This is a genomic window from Pseudoxanthomonas suwonensis 11-1 (assembly GCF_000185965.1).
Lineage (GTDB): Bacteria > Pseudomonadota > Gammaproteobacteria > Xanthomonadales > Xanthomonadaceae > Pseudoxanthomonas > Pseudoxanthomonas suwonensis_A.
In genome coordinates, this window is record NC_014924.1 from 1,060,763 (window position 1) to 1,081,319 (window position 20,557).

Below are 20,557 nucleotides of genomic sequence, written 5' to 3' on the forward strand. Positions count from 1 at the left end.
CGCCTCACCGGAACACGCTCGCGCTGGCGGCCACGCCGTCGCCGCCCGGGCGCCGCACTTCCACATCCACCCGCACCATGCCGTCGCTGCCGGCATCGACCGCGGTGCGGCGCCAGTGCCAGTCGCGGCCGCCGAGCGCCTCGCTGCCTTCCAGCGGCGCGGCCAGCGCCGCCGGCTCAAGCAGCTGCGCCTCGGCGGCGACGTTGGCGGCGACGATCCCGGCCAGCACGCTTTCCTCCACGTGCACCGCCGTGCGCACGCTCTCGCCGGACAGGTTGAGCAGGCCGACCACGACCAGCGCGAACACCGCCAGCGCCACCAGCAGTTCGATCAGCGAGAAGCCGCGCGCGCCGCGGCGTTCAGTCGGCCTGGCCATCGATGCGCACCTGCCCGGACGGGTCGACGCTGATCCGCACCCGGGCGCCGTCGCGGGCCAGCAGCAGCTGTTGCGGCTCGGCCGCGCCGGTGGGATCGAAGCGGAAGCCGACCCGCGCCTGGCGCGGCGGCAGCACCGCCTGCACGCCGTCGCGCCAGGCGCGCGGCGCGAACGGCGTGGCCTCCAGCGGCTGCCAGTGGCCAAGATCGCGCCGGCTGAAGCGGTAGCCGGCGGCGTCCGCGCCAACCTGGACCATGCGCCCGCCGAGGATCGCCTCGTCGCGGGCGTGGCGCAGGCGCAGGCCGAACTCGTCGGCCTGGCGATGCAGTACGGCCTCGCCCCCGGGCACGGTCAGCACCACCGCGGCGCTGGCCAGGCCCACCAGGGCCACGACCACCAGCAGTTCGACCAGGGTGAAGCCCGGGGACGGGGAACGGATCACTGCCAGTTGCCGATGTCGGCACCCTCCGCCTCGCCGCCTTCCACGCCGTCGGCGCCCAGCGAGTACACGTCGAACGCGCCGCGGCGGCCGGGGATGCGGTACTGGTACGGGTTGCCCCACGGATCGGCCGGCAGGCGGCGGATGTAGCCGCCCTTGCGGTAGCGCTCCGGGCGCTGCAGCCCGGCCGGCGCCTGCAGCAGCGCCTGCAGGCCCTGCTCGTTGCGCGGGTAGACCAGGTTGTCCAGGCGGTAGGCCTCCAGCGCCTGTTCCAGCAGCGCCACGTCGGCGCGCGCCTTCTCCGCCATGGCGCGGTCCTGGCTGGGCATCACGTTGATCACCACCACCGTCGCCAGCAGGCCGATGATCACGATCACCACCATCAGCTCGATCAGGGTGAAGCCGTGCGCTGCGGCGGTGCGGGCGGGGGCGCGCAGGCGCGCGGGCGGACGGGACGGCAGGGGCATCGGGGTCATGGGCAAGCTCACAGGGCCATGGAGTTGAACTGCAGGATCGGCAGCAGGATCGACAGCACGATCAGCGCCACCACGCCGCCGAGGGCGACGATGATCACCGGCTCGAGCAGGCTCATGCCGGCGTTGGCGAAGGTGTCGAACTCGCGTTCGAGGTAATCGGCGGCGCGCTCCAGCATCGGCGCCAGGTGGCCGCTGTTCTCGCCGCTGGAGGTCATGTAGAGCAGGGTCGGCGGGAACACCGCGGCGTGCCGCATGGCCGCGCTCAGGCTGCCGCCCTCGTGGATGGAATCGGCCATGGTGCGGGTGGCCTGCTGCAGCACGCGGTTGTTCACCGTGCGCGCGGTGATCCGCAGCCCTTCCACCAGCGGCAGGCCGCTGCCGAGCATGATCGCCAGGGTGCGGGCCATGTGCGCGGCGTGCAGGTCGCGCAGGGTGCGGCCCAGCAGCGGCAGGCGCAGCAGCCAGGCATCGAAGCGCAGGCGGAAGCCCTCGCGGCGCAGCAGCCGGGCCAGCACCAGCGCCCCGGCCACCAGCGCCCCCAGCACCAGCCAGCCCCAGCCGCGGCTGAATTCCGACATGCCGATCACCGCGCGGGTCAGCCACGGCAGTTCGCGGCCGAGCGAGTCGAACTGCTCCACCACCCGCGGCACGACGAAGGTCATCAGCGCGATCACCACCGCCACCGCGGTCACCGCCAGCGCGGCCGGGTAGACCAGCGCGGCGACCAGCTTGCCGCGCACCTGCTGCTGGCGTTCCAGCAGCCCGGCCAGGCGCTCCAGGATCTGCGGCAGGGCGCCGGAACTCTCGCCGGCGGCGACCATCGCCCGGTACAGCGGCGGGAAGGAGCGGCCCGCGCTGCCCATCGCGTCGGCCAGGCGGAAGCCTTCCAGCAGCTGCGCATGCACCGCGCCGACCACCCGGCGCACGCCGCGGCGGTCGCTCTGGCTGGCGATGGTGCGCAGCGCTTCCTCCAGCGGCGCGCTGGCGGCCAGGGTGGACAGCTGGCGGGTGAACAGGGCCAGGTCTTTGCCGCCGAAACGCCCGCCGCGCCCGGGCGCATGCGTGCTGGCGGCCGCCGGTTCCAGTTTCACCGGCAGCAGCCGGCGCCGTTCCAGCAGGGCACGCGCCTCGGCGGCGCTGGCGGCGGTGAGGGTGCCGTTGCGGGTCTGCCCGCCCAGGTCCAGCGCCGAGTACTCAAACGCCGGCATGGTCCTGCTCCGGGGCGGCGGCGGACGGGGCCGGCATGCCGTCGGGCGCCGGCGCCGGCGCGGCGTCCTGGTGGGTGACGCGCAGCGCTTCCTCCAGCGTGGTCAGGCCGCGGGCGACCAGGTCGCGGGCCGCGTCGGCCAGGCGCCCGCCGCGCGGGAACGCGGCCGCGGCGATCGCATCCTCGCCGGCATCGCCGGCGACCAGGCGGCGGATCGTCGCGTCCACCGGGATCACCTCGTGGATGCCCAGGCGCCCGGCGTAGCCGGTGTGGTTGCAGCGGGCGCAGCCGACCGCCTCGTACAGGGGGCCGGCCGGGGCGTGGGCGAACAGCGCCGTGGCCAGCGCGTCGTCGGCGCGCGGCTGGCGGCAGTGCGGGCACAGCCGGCGCAGCAGGCGCTGCGCCACCACCAGGCGCAGGCTGGAGGCCAGCAGGAACGGTTCGATGCCGATGTCCCGCAGCCGGGTGATGGCGCCGGCGGCATCGTTGGTGTGCACGGTGGACAGCACCAGGTGGCCGGTGAGCGAGGCCTGCACCGCGATCTGCGCGGTCTCGCCGTCGCGGATCTCGCCGACCATCACCACGTCCGGGTCCTGGCGCAGGATCGCGCGCAGGCCGGCGGCGAAGCTCATGCCGACCCGGGCGTTGACCTGGGTCTGGCCCACGCCGTCGACCGCGTACTCGACCGGGTCCTCGACGGTGAGGATGTTGCGCTGGCCGTCGTTGAGCAGCCCCAGCGCGGCGTACAGCGTGGTGGTCTTGCCCGAGCCGGTCGGCCCGGTGACCAGGACGATGCCGTTGGGCGTCTGCAGGGCGCGCTGCAGCGCCGCCAGCGCCGGCGGCGAGAAGCCCAGTTCCTGCAGCGAGAGCCCGCCCTGGTCCTTGTCCAGGATGCGCAGCACCACGCGCTCGCCGCCGCGGGTGGGCAGGGTGGAGACGCGCACGTCCAGCTGGCGCGAGCCCATCGCCAGCGACACCCGCCCGTCCTGCGGCACGCGGCGTTCGGCGATGTCCAGCCGCGCCATCACCTTGACCCGCGACACCAGCAGCGGCGCGATCCGCGCCGGCAGGTTCAGCGCCTCGCGCATCACCCCGTCGACCCGGAAGCGCACCCGCAGCGCCGATTCGAACGACTCGATGTGCACGTCGGAGGCGCCGAGCCGCACCGCCTCGGCGATCAGCCCGTTGATCAGGCGGATCACCGGCGCGTCGCCGCGGCTGTCCAGCAGGTCGGCGGTGGCGGGGATGTCCTCCAGTAGCGAATCCAGGGTGCCGGGCAGTTCCAGCCCGCCGGACCGGGCGGCGTCGCCCAGGCCCGCGTCCGCATAGACCTCCGACAGCCGGCGGTCGAACGCCGCCCGTTCCAGCACCTGGACCCGCAGCGGCCGGCCCAGGGCGCGCCGCACCTCGGCCAGGGCCTGGGCGTCGCCGTCCTCGCGCAGGCCCACCTGCGGGCCGTCCGCGTCCTCGCCCAGCAGCAGGACGCCATGGCGCCGGGCGAAGGCGTAGGCCAGCGGTGGCACGGGCGTGGCCATCAGCGCGCGGTGCCCGCGTCCGCCTCCGGCGCCAGCTGCGCGGCCGGTGGCGGCGCGGCCGGTGGCGGCGCGGCCTGGGCGGCGGGCATGGCCGGCGGGCTGGTGCGCAGGTAGTCGCGCACCAGCGCGTCCAGTTCGGCGACGGCGGCCGGGTCGCCGCGCAGGCCGCTGTCGCGCAGGTAGCCGTAGCGGGCCGCGGCCTGGCGCTGGGCGTCGGCCCCGTCGCGGATCACGGTCGGGCGCAGGAACACCATCAGGTTGGTGCGGGTGCTGCTGCGCGAGGTGCTGCGGAACAGCGCGCCCAGCACCGGGATGTCGCCCAGCAGCGGCACCTTGTCGCGGCGGTCGCTGCTGGTGTGGTCGAGCAGGCCGCCCAGGGCGATCATGGCGCCGTCGTCGACCACCACGTTGGTCTCGATCTCGCGCTTGTTGAGCACCAGCTCGTCGCTGCTGCGGCTGACCGTGCCGGACACCGACGAGACCTCCTGGCGGATCGCCAGGGTGATGCCGCCGCCGCTGTTGATCTGCGGCCGCACCGTCAGGCGCACGCCCACGTCCTGGCGGTCGATCGTGCGGAACGGGTTGTTGTTGTTGTTGCTGAGCACCTCGCCGGTGGTCACCGGCACTTCCTCGCCGACCAGGATGTGCGCTTCCTCGTTGTCCAGGGTGAGGATCGAGGGGGTGGACAGCACGTTGGAGCGCGCATCGCTGCGCACCGCGTTGATGATGATGCCGAACAGCCGGTCCTTGCTCTGCCCGCCGATGCCGAGCAGGCCGCCGCTGAGGCCCAGCAGCGACTGCGCGGCCGCCTCGCGGATCGCGTCGGCCGCGCCGTCGTCATCGTCGTCGCCGCCGCGCCCGCGGCTGGCCAGCACGCCGCCGGCCAGCGCCGCCATCCCCGGCCCGGCGTTGCCGAACTGGGTCATGCCGGCCGGCACGGTTCCGTCCTTGCCGGCCAGCAGCAGCTGGGTGCCCAGCTTGCGGGCCGCGTCGTCGGAGATCTCCACCACCAGCGCCTCGACCAGCACCTGCTCGCGGCGCACGTCCAGCTGGCGGATGACCTCCTGCAGCGTGCGCTGGGTATCCGGGTCGGCGTGGATGATGAGCGAGTTGGCGCCCGGGTAGCGGACGATCACCGGGCGCTTGCCGCCGGCCGGGGTGATCACCTGCACGTCGCTGGCCGTCGCGGCGGTGCCGGTGGCGGCCTGGATCGCGGTGGCGCCGGCGGTCCCGCCGGCCTGGCCGGCGCTGCCGTCCACGCCCGGCAGCGCGTCCGGCACCTGCCCGATGAGCTGCTGCAGCACCGGCAGCAGCTGTTCGGCGCTGGCGTGCTTGAGCCGGATCACCGCCACGTCGCCGCTGCGTTCGGCGCGTGCGTCCAGGTCCATCGCGGTGCGCGCCGCGCGCTGCACCAGGCCCGGGTTGCCGCGCAGCACCAGCGAGTTGCTGCTTTCCACCGGCATCACCGTCAGCGGTGCGCCGCTGCGCGCCTCGCCGCCGCCGTACAGCTCGGTGAGGGTGGCGGCCAGCTCGCGCGCGGAGGTGTTGCGCAGGCTCACCGTGTCGATGCTGGCGGTGTCGGTGTCGATCTGCGACACCAGGCCGCGGATGCGGCGCAGGTTGTCGACGTAGTCGGCGAGCAGCAGCTGGTTGCCGTGCGGCAGGGCCACGACCACGCCGCCGCGGCCGACCAGCGGCTTGAGCGTCTCGGCGGCGGCGCGCGCGTCGATGCGCTGCAGCGGCACCACGGTGGTGGCGAAGCCCAGCGGCGAGCCGGGCTGCTGCGCGGCGCTGTCGTCCGGCACCACGCGGTAGGTCGCGCGCCCGGCCGGCACCGCGATCAGCCCGTTGGCGCGCAGCACCGTCATCAGCACGCCGAGCAGGTCCTCGTCGGACATCGCCTGGTCGCGGCTGATGTCCACGGTGCCCTGCACGCGCGGGTCGACGATGAAGGTGGTGCCGGTGGCGCGGGCCACGTCCTGGATGAAGGCCGGCAGCTCGACGTTCTGCATCCGCATCGCCGGCGCCTCGCCGGCGGCGGAGGCCGGGAGGGCGGGAACGACGAGGACGGCCAGGGCCGCGGCGGCCAGCAGCACCAGGCCGGACCGGCGCCGGTGCGTGTTTCGGGGACTCATGGAGGCGTGCCGCTCCCTAGGGTGATGCTGTGGTCCCGGCCGTCGCGACGGAAATCGATCTTCGCCCGGGGATTGCGTTGGAGTTCTGCGGCCACTTCGGCGAAGGTGCCCGGCGCCAGCGGCTGGCCGTTGACCCGCAGCAGCACGTCGCCCGGGCGCAGGCCGGCCTGGCGCAGCAGGCTGCCATCGGCCTGTGGCATCACCGTGTAGCCGGCGCTGCCGTCGCCCTGGCCGGTGTGGCGCAGGCCGGACTGGCCCAGCAGCCGGGCCGGATCGACGTCGGCCGCGGTGCTGGCCGCTGCGGGCGCGGTGCCGGGAAGGGTGGCCGGGGTGGCCGGTGCGCGGCGGGGCAGGGTGCCCGCCTGCGGCAGGTCGATGCGGCGCGCGATGCCGCCGTCGCGTAGGGCCACGTGGCCGGAAGCCACCTGTTCGAGCACCAGGCCGGGCGCCAGTTCCTCGCCGGGACGGTAGGCGCGCTGCGGCCCGCCTTCCCTGCCGAGGATGGCCGCGCCGCCGTCGCTGCCGGTGCGCAGCCCGAACAGGCGCCAGCCCTCGACCCCCGACGGGGTCGAGGCCTCGGCGCCGGCACCGGCGCGGAACGGATCGAGGCCGGCCAGCGGCGGCACCGAGGCCGGATCGACCCCGGCCGGCACCGGGCCCAGCGGCCCCACCGGCGTGAACAGCATCCAGGCCAGCCGCGCCGCCTGGACCGCGAGCAGCAGCACGAGGATGCCCTCCAGCACGGCCGGCGCATGCCGGAGTACATCGCGGTCGAAGGGCAGGGAGGGCAATCGCACGGCGGACACGGGCACGAAGGCGGGCTGGTGACAGGATGAGTCAGAAATGTGACCGTCCTGTTGCGGCGCACCCGGTGTTTTCGTCCCGCTGTCATCCAGCTTTCGCATTCGCCGGCGCGCGCAAACGGCGAAGGCCCGGCAATGCCGGGCCTCCGCGCGTGTCGCTGCCGCGTGGACGCCTCAGAACTCCACGGTCAGGCTCAGGTCGTAGCTGATGCCGGGCTCGTAGCTGTACAGGTCGATCCGCGAGCCGCCGACCTCCTGGTACTCCTCGTGCCGGGTGTCCAGCAGGTTGCGCGCGCTGAACCGGACCGAGGGCTTGAAGTGGCGGTAGCCGAAGTCCAGGCCCTTGCGCACCACCAGGTCCAGGGTGGTGCCCGGCTCCTCGATGTAGTCCGGCTGGCCGGCGCGGCCGCGCACGCTGATCCGCTCGCTCACGTAGTTGGCCACCAGGGTGGCCTGCAGGTCGACGTCCTCGTTCTCCACGCCGAACTGCACGTTGCCGATGTGCTCGCTCTGGCCCTGCATCCGGCTGCCGTCGCGGACGAAGCTGCGTGCCGCCTGCGGGGCGCCGTTGAAGCCCGGCGGGATCACCGTGTCGTTCTCGCCGGCGTTCACCTCCGAGCGCGACCAGGTGTAGTTGGTGGCGAAGTACAGGCGGCCGCCCTGCAGCCACGCGGCCTCCGGGTCGAAGTACTTCTTGAACTCCAGCTCCACGCCGTGCAGGGTCGCTTCCGGGGCGTTGAGGAAGCCCTGGAACAGCTGGTTGCCGCCGAAGTCGCCGATCACCGCCTCGACCGGGTTGTCGATGCGCTTGTGGAACAGGCCCGCGGTGAAGTACTCGCCGGCACCGAAGAACCACTCGTAGCGCAGGTCCAGGTTCATCAGCTCGCTGTCCACCAGGAACGGGTTGCCGAAGAACAGGCGGTCGTTGTCCGGGTCGGTGTACTGCTGCGGGGCCAGCTCGCGGAACTGCGGGCGGGCGATGGTCTTGGACGCGCCCAGGCGCAGCTGCTGGTTGTCGGCGAAGTTCCAGGTGATGGTCGCCGCCGGCAGCAGGTAGTCGTTCTCCAGCGGCGGGGCCGCGTAGATGCCGCCGATGGCCTCGCCGCTGAAGATGTCGCGCGGGGTCACCGACTGGGTGGCGTCCTCGTAGCGCACGCCGACGCTGGCCCGCCACAGCGGCGCCAGCTCGCCTTCCAGCTGCACGTAGGCCGCCGTGGTCAACAGCTTGCCGGTGTAGGCCGACTCGCCGTTGTTGTTGGCGGTGATCTCGTTGAGGACGACGATGTCGTTGAGGAAGTTGTAGTCCGACAGCAGGTAGTCGATGCGCTGGTACTGGTTGAACTGCGGCAGCGAGGCGCCGCCGGCGTCGAAGCGGAAGGTGCGCTGCACCGCCTCGCGGTCGTTGTCGGAGTAGGCCACGCCGAAGCCCAGGTTCAGGTCGCGCTCGAACGGCAGGCTCCAGGTGAAGTCGACGCCGCCGCTGGCGACCTCGTCCTCGACCGCGCCGAAGCGCAGCCAGTTGTTGCCCGGGCCGTGCAGCCAGGTGCCGTTGACGCTGCCGTAGCGGAAGCTGCTCTCGTACGGGGTGTTGCGGCGCGCCTCGGAGGAGGCCAGGCGCCATTCCACGACCAGGTCGTCGAACTCGCCGAAGCTGCTCTTGCCGGACACCTGGTGGTTGACCAGCTCGCGCTCCAGCCACAGGGTGCCGTCCTCGCGGATGTCGCCGCCGACGTTGAAGTTGTAGCCGGCGCGCGACTTGGTCTCCTTGACCGTGTCGTGCACGTACAGGGTGGACCAGGCCAGGCTGTGGCGCTCGCCCTGCAGGCCGAGGCCGAACAGGCCGTTGACCCGCGCGTTGTTGCGGGTGGTGGCGAAGGCGTAGTCCTCGTACAGGTCGGCGCCGTCGGCGGTGAACACGCCGTTCTGCTGCTCGCCGGTGCGGGTGCGCCATTCGTTGTCGAAGCTGGCCACGCCGACCACGCCCAGCTTCAGGCCGTCGCCGAGCTCGAACGCGGTGCCGCCGCTGGCGCCGAAGCTGAAGTCCGGGTCGATGCTGTCCTTCTGCTGCAGGACGTACAGGTTGGGGTTGTTGAGCCGCGCGCCGAGCTGGCGGATCGCGGCGGTGCCGAGGTTGGCACGGGTCACCGCCTGGCCGCTGCGGATCACCTCGGACGGCAGGTCGCGCACGCCGTCGTCATAGCCCCACCAGTCGCGGTCGCCGCCGCCGTTGTGGGTCAGGCCGGCCTCGCCGGTGGTGACGCTGTTGCCGCCGATGCCGACGTCGAGCTTCAGGAACGGCTCTTCCGGCACCATCAGGCCCTGCAGGTCGATCACGCCGCCGCCGAACTCGCCGGGGTAGCGCACCGAATAGGTCTTCTGCACGGTGACGCCCTGCAGCGCCTCGGCCGGGAACAGGTCCAGCGGCACCACGCGCTGCATCGGCTCGGGCGAGGGCAGGGGCGAGCCGTTGAGCAGGGCGCTGGAGTAGCGCTCGCCCAGGCCGCGCACGTACACGTACTTCTTGCCGACCACGCTCAGGCCGCTGACCCGCGCCAGCGCCTGGGCCGCGTCGCCGTCGCCGGTGCGCTGCAGGTCCTCGCGGCTGACGAAGCTGGCCACCTCGGCCGTCTGCGCCATTGGCTCGGGGATGTATTCGCCCTGCACGGTGACCGCGTCGAGCTGGGTCGTGACCGCCGCGTCCTCGGCCAGGGCCGGTTGCGCGAGCGCCGCGCCGACGGCCAGGAACAGGCCGTGGCGCAGGGGGAGGGATCGGGTGTTCGGAGACGTCATGGCATGGACCTTGGCTGCACCGGGCAGGCTCGATGTTCTGGTTCAAACGGACGCGGCGGCACGAGGCCGCCACGTCCTCCTTGCTGGCGTGTCGCCGGGCTCAGTCGAGGCCGACGGTCCAGCCGGTCCACCAGGCGCCGTTGGCGTCCTTGGCCGCACCGATGTAGTCCACGTCCTGGAAGAAGCCGTGCTTGGCATTGACCGCGACCGGGGTCACCGCCGCCTCGTTGGCGCCGTTGACGTAGTCCGCGCCCAGGGTGGAGGCGGCGAACACGGTGCCGGTCTTGTCGGCGGCGTCGACGTAGGTGGTGGTGGTGGCGTTCTTGTCGCGCTTGTCGCAGCTGAAGTGGTTGGCCAGCAGCTCGATGGTGGTGCCGGTGCCGGAGACGTCGAAGCACACGTCAGCCTGCTTCTGGTTGGCCGAGGCCGGCGCGGTCACCAGCACGCTGTTCCACACGTGCGCCTGGGTGCCCTGGTTCACCTTGACCAGCGAATCCAGGCTCGGGTCGGTGGTGTAGACGGTGAAGTTGGAGACCTTCGGGGTCGAGGTCGGGGTGCGGTCGACCGCGGACCACTCGAAGATCGAGCCGGAGTCGCTGACGCCCTTGACCGACGGGGTCTTGCGCACGACCAGGCCGTGCTGGATGCCGCCGTTCCAGCCCCAGTCGGTATCCAGCGAGTCGTCGTCGGCCTCGGTGATGACGATGTGGCTGAGGTTGACGGTGCCGCCGAAGATCTCGATGCCGTCGTCGCCGCTGTAGTGCGACTGGAAGTGGCTGATCCTGGTGCCGCTGCCGACGCCGACCAGGGTCAGCGACTGCAGCTCGTTGCCGGCGCCCAGCACGTAGCCGGAGTAGCGCACCTGCACGTAGCTCAGCTCGCCGCTGCTGTCGGCCGGGTTGTTGCCGCCGCCGAAGGCGTTGCTGGTGCCTTCCACCGCGCCCTGGCAGTTGGCCGAGCCCGGGGTGGCCGAGCCGATGCAGTTGTTGATCGGCGCGCGGCCCATCAGCACCACGCCGGCCCAGTCGAACTTGGCGCCGTTGCCTTCAAGGTCGGCGCGCGAGGTGAACACGATCGGCGCTTCGCGGGTGCCCAGCGCGTGGATCTGCGAACCGCGCTGCACCAGCAGCACGTCCGGGCCGCTCTCGCCGAACAGGGTCACGCCCGGCTCGATGTACAGGCGGCCGCGCTTGGCCGGATCGTTGACGGCGCTGTCGCCGAGCTGGTCCTCGCCGACGTTGACCTGGCCCTGGATCTGGTAGGCCACGCCGTCGACCTGCTTGAGGATCAGGTCGCCGAGGATGGTCGAGGGCAGGCGGCAGGCGCGCAGGGTGTTGTTGGCGATGGTGCCCTGGCTGACGGTGCCGTCCGGGCAGCTCGCGGCGGCCTGGTCGCCCGGGGTCGGGGTCGGGGCCGGCGCGGGGGCCGGAGCCGGGGCCGGCGGCGGCGGCGCGGCGGGCACGCCGGGGGAGACCACGTCGTCGGCACCACTGCCGCAGGCGGACAGCGCCAAGGCGGCACCGAAGGTCATCAGGAGGGCTTTTGCATTGGTGCGGACGGACATGTTGCGCGGTCTCCGGGTCGTTGGACGGGTGGTCCGGGGCGAAGGCATGGGAGGCTCCCCACGAACAGGGGTGACAGCGTGGTTACGCCTGTCACGCAGCCGCATGCGGCAATGAGCGCCCCTTCGGCGGTGATCGCCGCCGACCGGGATGGTCGCCGCGGATTGTTTCAGTGGCGTGTCGGTCCCGGGACACGTGCGGTGCGCGCGGGACTTGCGGCCGGGCCGGTGGCGTGCGGCAGAATGCGCGCATGAATGCGAGACGGCTCTCGGACGAACAGCAACGCTGGATCGTGCAGCAGGCGATGACCGGCCAGGATCCCGAAACCGTGCTCCGGCCCCTGCTGGAGGACGGCTGGGAGGAGCAGGACGCGATCGACGCGGTGCAGGCCGCGGTGTCGCGCCACCTGGAGGAGGACGCGCGCCGCAGCGGCCTGCCGCTCCCCTGCCGCGTGCCCGCGCCGATCGGGCTCAACGGCCCGGCGCTGCTCGATGCCGGCGACCGCCAGGTGCAGCTGCTGGCCAGCCTGATGCTGCCGCGGGTGGTGGTGCTGGGCGGCCTGCTCTCGGACGAGGAGTGCGATGCGCTGGTGGAGCTGTCGCGCCCGCGCCTGCGGCGCTCGACCACGGTGGACGCGCAGACCGGCGGCAGCCAGGTGCACGCCGACCGCACCAGCCGCGGCACCTTCTTCGAGCGTGGCGCCCACCCGGTCTGCGCCACCATCGAGGCGCGCATCGCCCGGCTGCTGGAATGGCCGGTGGAGAACGGCGAGGGACTGCAGGTGCTGCATTACCCGCCCGGTGCCGAGTTCCGGCCGCATTACGACTACTTCGACCCGGACGAGCCCGGCGCCGAAGTGCTGCTGCGGCAGGGCGGGCAGCGGGTCGCGACCGTGGTGATGTACCTCAACACCCCGGCCCGCGGCGGCGCGACCACCTTCCCGGACGCGCACCTGGAGGTGGCGGCGGTGAAGGGCAACGCGGTGTTCTTCAGCTACGACCGGCCGCACCCGATGACCCGTACCCTGCACGGCGGCGCGCCCGTGACCGAGGGCGAGAAGTGGATCGCCACCAAGTGGCTGCGGGAAGGTCCCCATGGCTGAGCTTGCCCGCGCTGTGGTGCGCGCCGTTCAGGCGCTTGCCCTAACCTCCTAACGCTGTTAGTGTGCTTGCCTAACGATGTTAGGCAAGGCGACGCCCGGTGGCCATCCAGCGCGAACAGATCATCGAAACCGCGTTCCGCCTGCTGGACGAGGAGGGGCTGGACGGGATGACCCTGCGCAAGCTGGCCAGTGGGCTGGGCGTGCGGGCGCCGTCGCTGTACTGGCACTTCAGCGGCAAGCGCGCCTTGCTGGACGCGATGGCCGATGCGCTGCTGGCCGACGTGGCCCGCAACATTCCACCGGCCAGCCCGTGGCGGCAGACCCTGCACCGGATCGGCCGGGAACTGCGCCAGGCGTTCAAATCCCGGCGTGATGGCGCGCGCGTGTATGCCGGCACCTACGCTGTCAGCCCCAACGTGCTGCGCACCGCCGAGGCGATGACCAGTGCGTTCGCCCGTGCCGGCGCCGACCCGGCCCTGGCCGCCAGCGCCAGCCTGCACGTCATGTACTACGTGCTCGGTTTCGTGATCGAGGAGCAGGCCCTGCCGGCCGATCCCGCAGAACTCGACGCGCTCGGCAACGCCTTCCTCGCAGCCGTGCGCGCGGGCCATCCTGCGCTCTGGCAGGCGCGCGACACGCTGCTGGAGCGGGACTTCGATGATCGCTTCGCGCAGGGCCTGGAACTGCTGCTGGACGGCATCGGCCAGCGCCTGGCGCGCGAGGCGGAGCGCGCGCCATGACCACCTGCCGCGCCCCATGGCGCCCGCCCGACCCGCAGCCGGTGCGCACCTGCCGCGGCTGACCGCACTTCTCCCCAGGCCAATGGCGCCCCGCCCAGGGACCGCCTCCAATCGTGACCGGAGTCCACATGCAAGCAAGCATCCTGCGCTGGCCGTTGCTGGCGATGGCGTCGCTGTCGTTGTTGGCCGCCTGCGGCGGCAAGGAAGAGGCCGAGGAGGGCGCGCAGCCGCCCGCGGTCACCGTGGCCGCGCCCCGGCTGCAGCAGGTGGCGCGCAGCGTGCGCGTGTCCGGGCCAGTGGCGGCCTACGAAGAGATGCAGCTGGGCGTCGAGCTCAACGGCCTGCGCGTGACCGCGCTCAACGTCGATGTCGGCCAGCAGGTGCGCGCCGGCCAGGTGCTGCTGACCCTGGACCACCGCAGCCTGGACAGCGACCTGGCCCAGGCCCGCGCCTCGCTGCAGCAGGCCGAGGCCTCGCTGGCGCTGGCCCAGGCCAACTACCGGCGCGCCGATGTCCTCGCCGCGCAGCAGCTGGTCAGTGCCGCCCAGCTCGACGAGCTGCGCGCGGCGCGGCTGCAGGCCGAGGCCCAGGTCGCCACCGCGCGCGCCGGCCGCGACGCCGCGCAGCTGCGCCGCGACTATGCCGAACTGCGTGCGCCGTCCGACGGCATCGTCTCCAGGCGGCTGGTGCAGCCGGGCCAGGTGGTCGCGGCCGGTACCGAGCTGCTGCGCCTGATCCGCGACGGCCGCCTGGAATGGCGCGCCGAGCTGCCCGAGCAGCAGCTGGCCCTGGTCGAGGTCGGCAATCCGGTCGAACTCGACTACCAGGGCGGCACCGTCACCGGCGTGGTGCGTGCGGTCAGCCCCGGCGTGGATGCGCAGGCGCGTACCGGCACGCTCTACGCCGACCTGCCCGAGCCTGGCCCACTGAAGGCCGGCGTGTACCTGGAAGGCCGGATCACCACCGGCCGTGGCCAGGCGCTGATGCTGCCCAGCGAGGCGGTGGTCCAGCGCGATGGCCACAGCTACGTGTTCGTGCTGGGCGAGGACAACGCGGTGCAGCGCCTGCGCGTTGCCACCGGCATGTCCGAGGGCGGCCGCATCGAGATCGTCGAAGGACTGGAGCCCGGGCAGCAGGTCGTGGTCAAGGGCGCCGGTTTCCTTGGCGAAGGCGACCGCGTGCGCGTGGTCGCGGCGGCGGAGGCGGACGCGCCATGAATATTTCCGCCTGGGCCATCGGCCGCCCGCTGCCGGCGGTGATGGTGTTCTTCGTGCTGTGCGTGGCCGGCTTGTGGGGCTTCCACAAGCTGCCGGTGGCACGCTTCCCCGACATCGCCTTCCCGATGGTGACGGTCACGGTGATGCAGCCCGGCGCCGCGCCCTCGCAGCTGGAGGCCGAGGTCACCCGCCGGGTCGAGGATTCGGTCGCCACCATCCCCAACATCAAGCGGATCATGTCATCGGTCAACGAGGGCGTGAGCACCACCTCGATCGAGTTCCAGCTGGAAACCGACCTGGCCACCGCGCTCGACGACACCCGCGACGCGGTCACCCGGATCCGCACCGACCTGCCGCAGGACATCCAGGAGCCGGTGATCTCCAAGGTCGACATCGGCGGCTCGCTGATGACCTACGCCCTGGTCGCGCCGCGGATGAGCGCGGACGAGGCCAGCTGGTTCGTCGACCGCGAGGTCACCCGCGCCATGTACGGCGTGCCCGGCGTGGCCGAGGTCACCCGCGTCGGCGGCGTCGACCGCCAGGTGCGCGTGGACCTGGATCCGGACGCGCTGCAGGCCTTCGGCGTCACTGCCGGCGATGTCTCCGCGCAGCTGGCGCGGATCCAGGTCGAGCGTGCCGGCGGCCGGGCGCTGCAGTCCGGCAGCGAGCAGGTGATCCGCACCATCGGCACCGTGGCCGACGCGCGCGCGCTGGAGGACTACAGCATCAGCCTGCCGGACGGACGCGCGGTGCGGCTGTCGGCACTGGCTCGGGTCCGCGATGCGGCCGCGGATCCGGCCGAAGCGGCGCTGCTGGACGGCGCGCCGGTGGTGGCGTTCTCGATGTCGCGCACCCGCGGCTCCAGCGAGGTCGAGGTCGAGGCCGGCGTGCACGAGGCCCTGGAGCAGCTCAAGGCGGTGCATCCGGGCATCGACTTCCGCCTGGTCACCACCGCCATCGACGAGACCCACCGTTCCTACGCATCGTCGATGACGATGCTGTGGGAGGGCGCGCTGCTGGCCCTGCTGGTGGTGTGGCTGTTCCTGCGCGACATGCGCGCGACCTGGGTGTCGGCGGTGGCGCTTCCGCTGTCGATCATCCCGACCTTCGCGGTGATGTACTGGCTGGGCTTCAGCCTCAACATGATCACCCTGCTGGCGCTGGCCGTGGTGGTCGGCATCCTGGTGGACGACGCGATCGTGGAGATCGAGAACATCGTCCGCCACCTGCGCATGGGCAAGAGCCCGCTGGAGGCGGCGCGCGAGGCCGCCGGCGAGATCGGCAACGCGGTGATCGCCACCTCGCTGACCCTGGCCGCGGTGTTCGTGCCGGTGGCGTTCATGCCCGGCATCGCCGGCAAGTTCTTCCGCGAGTTCGGCTGGACTGCGGCCACCGCGGTGTTGTTCTCGTTGCTGGTGGCGCGCCTGCTGACGCCGATGATGGCCGCCTACCTGCTCAAGCCGCACGACCACCAGGAGCGCGAGTCGCGGCTGATGCGCTGGTACCTGGGCTGGGTGGACAAGGCCCTGCGCCATCGTGCCCGCACCCTTTGGATCGCCACCGGCCTGTTCGTGGCCTCGCTGGCGCTGGTGCCGCTGATCCCGACCACCTTCATCCCGACCTCGGACCTGGGCCGCAGCAACCTCAGCCTGGAGCTGCCGCCGGGCACGCGCCTGGAGCAGACGCTGGACGTGGCCGAGCGCGCCCGCGCCATGCTCTCCGACATGCCGGAGCTCAAGCAGGTCTACACCACGGTCGGCAGCGTGCTCGACCTCGGCGATCCCGGTGCCACCGGCGTGGGCGAGGCGCGCAAGGCCACCCTGGTGCTGGACTGGGGCCTGGCCGACGAGCGCGACCGCGACCAGACCACGCTGGAGCGCGAGGTGCGCCGGCGCCTGTCGGAACTGCCGGGCGTGCGGGTGAGCTACATCAGCTCCGAGCCGGGCAACGTCATGCAGCTGGTGCTCTCCGGCGACGATCCGCGCCAGCTCAACGAGGCGGCGCTGGCACTGGAACGAGACCTGCGCGGCATCCACGGCCTGGGCAGCGTGACCTCCTCGGCCTCGCTGCTGCGGCCGGAGATCCAGATCGTCCCCGACCCGGCGCGCGCCGCCGACCTGGGCGTGTCCACCGCCGACATCGCCGAGGCCGCGCGCATCGCCACGGCCGGCGACTACGTGCAGCGCATGGCCAAGCTCAACCTGCCGGACCGGCAGATCCCGATCCGGGTCGGCTTCGCCGAGTCGGTGCTGGACAACCCGGCCCTGATCGGCCAGCTGCGGGTGGGTGGGCGCAACGGCCCGGTGCCGCTGGCGGCGGTGGCCGACATCCGCATGGGCAGCGGTCCCTCGCAGATCTCGCGCTACCAGCGCCAGCGCAACATCACCCTGACGGCTGAACTGAGCGGGCGCCCGCTGGGCGAGGTGATGGAGGCGGTGCAGGGCCTACCCAGCGTGCGCAACCTGCCGCCGGGCGTGGAGTTCCTCAACGCCGGCGACGCCGAGGTGTTCGTGGAACTGTTCGTCGGCTTCCTGCTGGCGATGGTGGCCGGCATCGTCTGCATCTACATGGTGCTGCTGCTGCTGTTCAACCACGCGCTGATGCCGCTGACCATCCTGGTGGCGGTACCGCTGTGCGCCGGTGGTGCCTTCGGTGCGCTGCTGCTGACCCAGAACATGCTGTCGCTGCCGGCGCTGATCGGCCTGCTGATGCTGATCGGCATCGCCACCAAGAACTCGATCCTGCTGGTGGACTACGCGGTGATCGCCGAGGACGAGCAGGGCATGAGCCAGCATGACGCCCTGGTCGACGCCTGCCGCAAGCGTGCACGCCCGATCATCATGACCACCCTGGCGATGGGCGCGGGCATGATGCCGATCGCGCTGGGCCTGTCCGGCGATTCCAGCTTCCGCGCGCCGATGGCGATCGCGGTGATCGGCGGCCTGATCACCTCGACCCTGCTGAGCCTGATCGTGATCCCGGCCGCGTACACGGTGCTGGACGACCTTGGCGAGTGGTTCGCGCGGCGCTTCCGCCACCGCTCCAGCCATCCGGCGCGCGGGGCCAGCGCGACGGACTGAGGTCGGGCCGCGTGCATCCCCGGCCGGCGTGGCCGGGGATGCGGACGGCGTCACGCATCGCGCGTCCCGTCGCATGGATGCGTCGAAAGTCGCGCGCACCGCGGGTGCGCCAGCGCTTAGGATTGGGACGGGGTCGCCGCGCAGTTCCCGCGCATGCGGGAAGCCGGCGGCATTGTCCGTGATCGTTTCCATCTGCCGCACGGCCGGCAGTGGGATCCGCTTTTCTCACAGGGGAATCATCGGGTGGCAGGCGTCTTGCGTGGGGTGGTGTTGGCGGGACTGTGGCTGGCGGCAGGCGCCGCGGCGGCAGCGGAAGAGCGGGTCGACCTGGACATGGTCGCGAAGATCCGCCAGGAAGCGTTCGCGCGGTCGCAGGTGGCCGCCAACCTCAAGGAACTGACCGAGACCGTCGGGCCGCGCCTGACCGCCTCGCCGGCCTACGTGCGCTCCACCGCCTGGGCGCGCGGCAAGCTGCAGGGCTACGGCCTGGCCAACGTCCGCGAGGAAGTGTTCGACCCGGCGTTCGGCCGCGGCTGGGAATACCGTTCCTCGCGCGTGGAGATGCTCGCGCCGCGCGAAATGCCGATCCATGCCGCGCCCAAGGCGTGGACGCCAGGTACCCGCGGCGCGGTCGAGGGTGAGGTGGTCAAGGTCGCGCTCAAGACCAGCGAGGACCTCGGGAAGCACAAGGGCACGCTGCGCGGGAAGATCGTCCTGCTCGACGACGCGCGCGCCTACAAGCCGGCCGACCGCCCGGATTTCCGCCGCCATACCGGGGAGAGCCTGGGCGAGCTGCAGACCTTCCCGGTCCCGGCCGAGGCCGGCGACGACGCCCAGGAGAAGCGCCTGGCCGAGTACCGCAAGCGCCAGGCCTTCTCGCGCGAGCTCAACACCTTCCTCCAGGAGGAGGGCGCGCTGGCCGCGCTGTCGATCAGCTCCTGGGACAACGGCATCCTGCGCGTGACCGGCGCGGCTTCGCGCAAGGCCGGCGAGCCGACGGGCGTCACCGAGCTGGTGCTGGCCGCCGAGCACTACAACCAGCTGGTGCGCGCGGTCGAGCGCAAGCAGGACGTGCGCCTGCGCCTGGACGTCGATGCGGGTTTCACCAGCGAGGAGGACCTGCCGGCGGCCAACGTGTTCGCCGACCTGCCCGGGGCGGGCAAGGCCGACGAGGTCGTGATCATCGGCGCGCACCTGGATTCCTGGCACACCGGCACCGGCGCCAGCGACAACGGCGCCGGCGTGGTGGTGATGATGGAGGCCATGCGCATCCTCAAGGCGATCGGCGCCAAGCCCAGGCGCACCATCCGCCTGGCGCTGTGGGGCGGCGAGGAGCAGGGCCTGCACGGCTCCTCCAACTACGTCGCCAGGTACCTGGCCGACTGGCCGGAACCGACCGATCCCGAGCAGAAGGCGCTGCCGCGCGCGTTCCAGCGCGGCACCGGCCCGCTGCAGCGCCAGCGCGGCTACGAGCGGTTCTCGACCTACTTCAACTTCGACAACGGCACCGGCCGCATCCGTGGCATCTACGCCCAGGAGAACCACGCCGCCGTGCCGGTGTTCAAGGCCTGGCTGGAGCCGTTCCACGACCTCGGCGCGGAGATCGTCTCCACCCGCAACACCGGCAGCACCGACCACATCGCCTTCGACCGCGTCGGCCTGCCGGGCTTCCAGTTCGTGCAGGACCCGGCCGACTACATGAGCCGCGTCCACCACACCCACCTGGATACCTACGACCACGTGGTGCCGGAAGACCTCAAGCAGGCCGCGGCGATCATCGCCTCGTTCGCCTGGCATGCGGCCAACCGCGAACAGCGCTTCCCGCGCAAGCCGTTCCGCGACCGCGACGAGTAGGCGGTCGTTGATGGATGCCGGCTTCCCGGGCGGGAGCCGGTGACCCACGGAGAGGCCGCGCAAGCGGCCTCCGTGCTTTCAGTCTTCGGCGCTGCCGGGCGTCTTGTCCGGGAACCGGCACAGGTCGCGGATCACGCAGCGCGGGCATTCCGGCTTGCGTGCCTTGCACACGTAGCGGCCGTGCAGGATCAGCCAGTGGTGGGCGTCCTGCATGAACTCCGCCGGCACCGTGCGCAGCAGCTCGTCCTCGACCGCGCGCACGTCCTTGCCCGGGGCCAGGCCGGTGCGGTTGGAGACGCGGAAGATATGCGTGTCCACCGCGATGGTCGGCTCGCCGAATGCGGTGTTGAGGACCACGTTGGCGGTCTTGCGGCCGACGCCGGGCAGCGCCTCCAGCGCCTCGCGCTCGCGCGGCACTTCGCCGCCGTGCTTCTCCAGCAGGATCCGGCAGGTGGCGATCACGTTCGCGGCCTTGGCGTTGAACAGGCCGATGGTGTTGATGTACTGCTTCAGCCCGTCCTCGCCCAGGGCCAGGATCGCCGCGGGCGTATTGGCCACCGGGAACAGGCGACGGGTCGCCTTGTTGACGCCCACATCGGTGGCCTGGGCCGACAGCGCCACCGCCACCAGCAACTCGAACGGCGTGCTGTATTCCAGCTCGGTGGTCGGGCGCGGATTGAGTTCGCGCAGGCGCGAGAACAGCTCGTGCACTTCGGGCTTCGCCAGTCGCCCGGCACGGGCACGGATGCGTGGCTTGGCCACGGCCTTGCCGGCCGCCGCGGATTTCGTGGCCTTCTTTGCCACCGTCTTTGCCGCCGGCTTCTTTGCCGACTTGGCCGCGGCAGCACGCTTGCTGGCCACGCTGCTCATGGCTTGCGGGCCGCAGCGGCGCGCGCACGGGCGCGTTCGAGCGCCGCGGCGGCCGCGGGCGGCAGGGCAGGGCCGGGAGCGGGAGCACCCGGCGCAGTGGCGGGGGTGGCCGCGGCACGGCGCCGGGCCTCGCGCTCGGCGGCGATGCGCGCCAACCGGGCGGCGCGGGCGCGATGCCGCTCGCGCGCCTCCCAGGCCGTGCGCAGCCGTTGCTGCGCCGCCAGCAGCGGGGCATCGGTGTCGTCGCCGGGCAGGGCGGGGTAATCCATCAGCCCCGCCTGCAGCGCGGCATCGACATCGCCCCGGCCAAGCAGGGCGAGCAGCGTGGCGCGTCGGGCCGCGCGCGCGGGGTCGTGCACGGGATCGATCAT

Annotated in this window: 16 protein-coding genes; 5 read left to right on the forward strand and 11 right to left on the reverse strand. The window is 72.4% G+C overall.

Annotation, left to right across the window (positions count from 1 at the left end; genetic code table 11):
• Nucleotides 1-4 precede the first annotated feature (4 nt).
• From gspI to PSESU_RS04750, 9 genes are all read right to left on the reverse strand, one after another.
• Nucleotides 5-376, reverse strand: coding sequence for a type II secretion system minor pseudopilin GspI (gene gspI / locus PSESU_RS04710; protein ID WP_013534624.1), 372 nt, complete (start codon nt 374-376; stop codon nt 5-7).
• The gene (locus PSESU_RS04715; protein ID WP_013534625.1) at nt 360-818 is read right to left on the reverse strand and encodes a GspH/FimT family pseudopilin; all 459 of its coding nucleotides are present in this window, start codon (nt 816-818) and stop codon (nt 360-362) included. Before PSESU_RS04715 ends, gspI begins: the two co-directional genes overlap by 17 nt.
• Nucleotides 815-1,291, reverse strand: a complete 477-nt coding sequence (gspG, locus tag PSESU_RS04720) for a type II secretion system major pseudopilin GspG (protein ID WP_013534626.1) — start codon at nt 1,289-1,291, stop codon at nt 815-817. The genes PSESU_RS04715 and gspG overlap by 4 nt, the downstream gene beginning before the upstream one ends.
• Before the next feature lie 8 nt (nt 1,292-1,299).
• Nucleotides 1,300-2,499, reverse strand: a complete 1,200-nt coding sequence (gene gspF / locus PSESU_RS04725) for a type II secretion system inner membrane protein GspF (RefSeq protein WP_013534627.1) — start codon at nt 2,497-2,499, stop codon at nt 1,300-1,302.
• Nucleotides 2,486-4,033 (reverse strand): type II secretion system ATPase GspE, encoded by a 1,548-nt coding sequence (gene gspE / locus PSESU_RS04730; RefSeq protein ID WP_013534628.1) that lies wholly within the window; start codon nt 4,031-4,033, stop codon nt 2,486-2,488. Before gspE ends, gspF begins: the two co-directional genes overlap by 14 nt.
• On the reverse strand, nt 4,033-6,168 hold the full coding sequence (gene gspD, locus PSESU_RS04735; protein ID WP_013534629.1) for a type II secretion system secretin GspD: 2,136 nt from the start codon (nt 6,166-6,168) through the stop codon (nt 4,033-4,035). The genes gspE and gspD overlap by 1 nt, the downstream gene beginning before the upstream one ends.
• Nucleotides 6,165-6,965 (reverse strand): type II secretion system protein N, encoded by an 801-nt coding sequence (locus PSESU_RS04740; RefSeq protein ID WP_041764483.1) that lies wholly within the window; start codon nt 6,963-6,965, stop codon nt 6,165-6,167. The genes gspD and PSESU_RS04740 overlap by 4 nt, the downstream gene beginning before the upstream one ends.
• Nucleotides 6,966-7,145: 180 nt before the next feature.
• Nucleotides 7,146-9,761: a TonB-dependent receptor domain-containing protein gene (locus PSESU_RS04745; protein WP_013534631.1), complete on the reverse strand. Its 2,616-nt coding sequence runs from the start codon at nt 9,759-9,761 to the stop codon at nt 7,146-7,148.
• Between the two features lie 100 nt (nt 9,762-9,861).
• On the reverse strand, nt 9,862-11,325 hold the full coding sequence (locus PSESU_RS04750; protein ID WP_013534632.1) for a hypothetical protein: 1,464 nt from the start codon (nt 11,323-11,325) through the stop codon (nt 9,862-9,864).
• A gap of 248 nt (nt 11,326-11,573) precedes the next feature.
• Here PSESU_RS04750 and PSESU_RS04755 point away from each other — a divergent pair, with 248 nt between their 5' ends.
• The 5 genes from PSESU_RS04755 to PSESU_RS04775 all read left to right on the forward strand — a co-directional run bounded on the left by PSESU_RS04755 (nt 11,574) and on the right by PSESU_RS04775 (nt 19,316).
• Nucleotides 11,574-12,425 carry a 2OG-Fe(II) oxygenase gene (locus tag PSESU_RS04755; RefSeq protein ID WP_041763851.1) on the forward strand — a complete coding sequence of 284 codons (852 nt, stop codon included), beginning with the start codon at nt 11,574-11,576 and terminating at the stop codon, nt 12,423-12,425.
• 98 nt (nt 12,426-12,523) lie between these two features.
• Nucleotides 12,524-13,165 (forward strand): TetR/AcrR family transcriptional regulator C-terminal domain-containing protein, encoded by a 642-nt coding sequence (locus tag PSESU_RS04760; protein ID WP_013534634.1) that lies wholly within the window; start codon nt 12,524-12,526, stop codon nt 13,163-13,165.
• Between the two features lie 128 nt (nt 13,166-13,293).
• On the forward strand, nt 13,294-14,382 hold the full coding sequence (locus PSESU_RS04765) for an efflux RND transporter periplasmic adaptor subunit (RefSeq protein ID WP_013534635.1): 1,089 nt from the start codon (nt 13,294-13,296) through the stop codon (nt 14,380-14,382).
• Nucleotides 14,379-17,462, forward strand: a complete 3,084-nt coding sequence (locus PSESU_RS04770) for an efflux RND transporter permease subunit (protein ID WP_013534636.1) — start codon at nt 14,379-14,381, stop codon at nt 17,460-17,462. The genes PSESU_RS04765 and PSESU_RS04770 overlap by 4 nt, the downstream gene beginning before the upstream one ends.
• Before the next feature lie 243 nt (nt 17,463-17,705).
• Nucleotides 17,706-19,316 (forward strand): M28 family metallopeptidase, encoded by a 1,611-nt coding sequence (locus PSESU_RS04775; RefSeq protein WP_013534637.1) that lies wholly within the window; start codon nt 17,706-17,708, stop codon nt 19,314-19,316.
• 78 nt (nt 19,317-19,394) lie between these two features.
• Here the strand turns inward: PSESU_RS04775 and nth are convergent, their stop codons facing one another.
• Together nth and PSESU_RS04785 are read right to left on the reverse strand one after the other, a co-directional pair.
• Complete coding sequence (gene nth, locus PSESU_RS04780) at nt 19,395-20,186, reverse strand: endonuclease III (RefSeq protein ID WP_013534638.1); 792 nt, start codon at nt 20,184-20,186, stop codon at nt 19,395-19,397.
• Entirely contained in the window at nt 20,183-20,557 is a 375-nt protein-coding gene (locus tag PSESU_RS04785) for a hypothetical protein (protein WP_013534639.1), read from the reverse strand. The genes nth and PSESU_RS04785 overlap by 4 nt, the downstream gene beginning before the upstream one ends.